At 56.0% G+C, this 3,870-nt stretch carries 3 protein-coding genes; all 3 read left to right on the top strand.

Annotation, left to right across the window (positions count from 1 at the left end; translation table 11 throughout):
• Positions 1 to 27: 27 nt before the first annotated feature.
• On the top strand, positions 28 to 510 hold the full coding sequence (rlmH, locus tag ACXJ5O_RS21040; protein ID WP_457301590.1) for a 23S rRNA (pseudouridine(1915)-N(3))-methyltransferase RlmH: 483 nt from the start codon (positions 28 to 30) through the stop codon (positions 508 to 510).
• A gap of 164 nt (positions 511 to 674) precedes the next feature.
• A complete protein-coding gene (locus ACXJ5O_RS21045) occupies positions 675 to 1,967 on the top strand; it encodes an efflux RND transporter periplasmic adaptor subunit (RefSeq protein ID WP_457301591.1) in 1,293 nt (430 codons plus the stop codon).
• Between the two features lie 2 nt (positions 1,968 to 1,969).
• Positions 1,970 to 3,870, top strand: a 1,901-nt coding sequence (locus tag ACXJ5O_RS21050) for a MacB family efflux pump subunit (RefSeq protein ID WP_457301592.1), incomplete at its 3' end; no start/stop codon positions are given.

The raw sequence follows: 3,870 nt of genomic DNA on the forward strand, positions 1-3,870 counted from the left end.
GCATAGGCTTGAAACCCGGAGTGTGCCATGCGGATTACTGTCTTTGCCGTGGGCCGGATGAAGTCTGGCCCCGAACGGGAGTTGGCAGACCGATATTTCGACCGCCTGAAAAAGACGGGTGTTCCTCTCGGGCTTGAATTCACATCCGTTATCGAAATTACCGAAAGCAAAGCGCCGCAGGCGGAACTGCGCAAGCGGGAAGAGTCTGCGAAAGTTCTTGAAGCACTCGACCAAGACGGCGTGCTCATTCTTCTGGACGAGCGGGGGAAGACGGTGCCCTCAGAGGCCTTTGCCGCAGCAGTTGCGCGGTTTCGGGATGATGGCAAGCGTCAGCTCCTCGTGGCGATTGGCGGTCCTGACGGACACGACGCTTCACTGAGGGATCGTGCCGATGTCGTTTTGGCACTTGGCGCGATGACATGGCCGCACCAGATCGTTCGCATTCTTGTCGCAGAACAACTTTACCGGGCAACGACAATCCTTGCGGGTCACCCTTACCATCGCATTTGAAATTCATTCAGCTCGCATTCATGCCCACAGTTCATAATAGCGTCGCAGTGATCATTACGAAAATATAATGATCTCAATACTTTTCAGGCGAACCGCTCATCTCCATTTMTTGCTAAGATGGATCGGGAAAGTGTCGTTCGTCGGCRCAACAAGGTGGACGGTTGATGAGCAAAATAGCCAAGCAAGGCAAGGCATCCCTTGCCGAGTCCAATGTGACCTTCATTCCGGCCACCGTAAAGCCGGATCGAAAAAAGAAGCGGTCCCGGTTGTGGATATGGCTGCCCGTCGTCCTCGCGGTTGCAGGGGCAGGTTATTACGCATGGATAAACTACAGCGCATCAACAGCGAGTACTGCCGTCATCACGCAAGCGGTCGTACGCGGTGACATCGAGAATGCAGTTACCGCGGTCGGTACGCTCGATTCAATCAAATCGGTCGATGCCGGCGCCCAAGTTTCCGGACAGCTCAAGGTGCTGCACGTAGAGATTGGCGATACGGTCACCCAAAATCAGCTTATTGGTGAGATCGATCCTGCCACCATACAGAACAGGATAGAAATCGATCAGGCGGAACTCGCCAATCTGCAGGCACAGCTGATTTCGAAGAACGCGCAGCTGGTGCTGAAGCAAGCCAATATCGAGCGCCAGCGCAATCTTGTGGCGACGCGCAGCGTTTCACAATCGACGCTGGATCAAGCCATTGCGGACCTCGCGGCGGCCGAAGCGGATGTAAATGCACTTGCAGCCCAGATACGCAAACAGCAGGCGACACTTGCCGGCGATCAGGTCGATCTTGGTTACACGAAGATTTACGCACCTATGGCTGGCACGATCGCTGCTGTTCCGGTTAAAGAGGGCCAGACTCTGAATGCTAGCCAAACGGCGCCAACGATCGCAACGATAGCGGATTTGTCGACGATGACGGTGAAGGCACAAGTCTCGGAGGCTGATGTCAGCAAGCTCAAGATCGGCATGGATGCCTACTTCACCCTGCTGGGGCAGCCAGGAAAGCGTTACAAGGGAAAATTGCGGCAGATCCAGCCGACCCCAGATATCCAGAACAATGTCGTACTCTACTACGCTTTGTTTGATGTTCCGAACCCTGATGGCGATCTTATGATCTCAATGAGTGCGCAGGTATTTTTTGTGCAGTCAGCTGCAAACGATGTGCTTGTTGTGCCAAGTTCTGCAGTGAGCAGTTCCGAAGGATCGCGTCGTGCGGGAAGCAGTGGCGAAGGTCACAAGGCCGAGGTTACGGTTGTCACGACCGCCGGCACCCAGGAAACTCGCGAGGTTGAAGTGGGTGTCCGCAACCGCGTCAGCGCCGAGATCAAGAGTGGGGTGAAGGAAGGGGAACTCGTGGTCGTCAGCCAGGGAGGCGAAAGCAACGGCGCAAGCACGAGCCGTAATTCCGGCAATCGATCGCAGCGCGGCATGCGTATGCCGCCGATGTTCTGACGATGACCGCCCTCATCTCGCTCAGAGATATAAGCAAGACGTATCACAATGGCGACCTCGCCGTTGAGGTTCTTCACGGTATATCGCTTGATATCGAGGCGGGCGAGTTTGTCGCGATCATTGGCCAATCCGGTTCGGGCAAGTCGACGCTTATGAATATTCTGGGCTGTCTCGACCAGCCGACGTGCGGTGATTATCTGCTCGATGGCGAACACGTTTCTGGCTTTGAACCCGATGAACTTGCCGGATTGCGCAGGCGCACGTTTGGCTTTGTCTTTCAAAGTTATAATCTCATCCCGACCGCCAGTGCGCAGGAGAACGTCGAAGTCCCAGCGGTCTATGCAGGCGCGTCAGCTCGCGACAGGCATGACCGGGCAGAGGCACTGCTTAGCTCATTGAAGCTTGGCGACCGGCTCGATCACCGTCCCAACCAGCTCTCCGGCGGTCAGCAGCAACGTGTCTCTATCGCCCGGGCTTTGATGAATGGCGGTCGGGTCATCCTTGCGGACGAACCGACCGGTGCGCTCGACAGCCAGAGCGGCGACGAAGTCATGGCGCTGCTTCGTAGCATGAACGAGAGTGGTCACACGATCATCGTCATTACCCACTCACGCGAAGTTGCGGAACAGGCCGACCGGCTCATCGAATTGCGCGACGGCCGTATTATCTCGGACCGGACAAAAAAGGGTCGCAGCAATCCCGAGGCCGCAACCGGGCTGAAGCAGAAGGCTTTTGAGGGTGTTGCTGCAATCGCCGATATTTCCGAAGCTATCAAAATGGCCTTCCGTGCATTGCGGGCCAACCTGTTCCGCACGATTCTCACACTGCTTGGGATTGTCATTGGCGTCGGTTCGGTCGTGGCCATGCTTGCTATCGGCACGGGCGCACAGAAGTCTGTCCTTGACCGAATTTCTTCCATGGGATCCGATCTTTTGGTGATCCGACCGAACATGGCCAATTTCCGCGGGGGTACGGGCGGCAGCGTCGTGACCCTGATTCCGGCCGATGCGGATGCCATCCTCGAACAGCCAAATGTTGCTTTCGCTGTTCCGGAAATGACGAGCACGGTGACGGTACGTTATGGGAATGTCGACTATCAGACGACGGCCAATGGTACGGTTCCGCAGTTCACGCAGGCGAAGTCCTGGACAGTGGGTAAGGGCGAATTCATCAATCAGGATGACATGATTAATTACGCCCCGGTTGCCGTGCTTGGTCAAACCGTGGTCAAGACGCTCTTTGCCGATGGCACGGACCCGATTGGCAAGTATGTACTCGTCAACAAAATTCCATTCCAGATCATCGGCGTGATGAGCGAAATGGGTGCAGGTATGGGCGGTAACGATCAGGACGATACGGTTCTGGTTCCCCTGACGACTGGAAGCATGCGGCTTTTCGGCCAGCGCAACGTGCGGACAATTACCGTCCAGGTAAAGGACGGCTCGGCGATCGACGCCACACAGGAGACGATTCAGTCACTTTTGGACAAACGTCACCAGAGACAGGACACTCTCATCACCAATATGGCGTMCATTCGCGAAGCTGTCACCGAGACATCAAATACGCTGAAGCTGTTTCTTGGTGCTGTTGCTGCAATTTCGCTCCTTGTCGGTGGAATCGGGGTCATGAACATTATGTTGGTGAGTGTCACAGAGCGAACTCGCGAGATCGGCGTTCGCATGGCAACGGGCGCGCGGCGCCGCGATATCCTGCTACAGTTCATAATAGAGGCACTAGTGGTTTCCGCGATCGGTGGGGCGATTGGCGTCGCGGCAGGCATCGGGACTGGAGTACTGGCAAAGCTCCTCGGTGCACCGATCAGCTTCACGATCGGGCCGGTGGCGTTAGCTTTTGCCTGTTCATTCTTGACGGGGCTCGTCTTTGGGTACCTGCCGGCCAGGAA

This window comes from Phyllobacterium sp. P5_D12 (assembly GCF_054049495.1).

Excerpts from the sequence above, each read along its gene's own strand:
- rlmH (WP_457301590.1), top strand. The coding sequence starts at position 28 with ATGCGGATTACTGTCTTTGCCGTGGGCCGGATGAAGTCTGGCCCCGAA.
- ACXJ5O_RS21045 (WP_457301591.1), top strand. The coding sequence starts at position 675 with ATGAGCAAAATAGCCAAGCAAGGCAAGGCATCCCTTGCCGAGTCCAAT.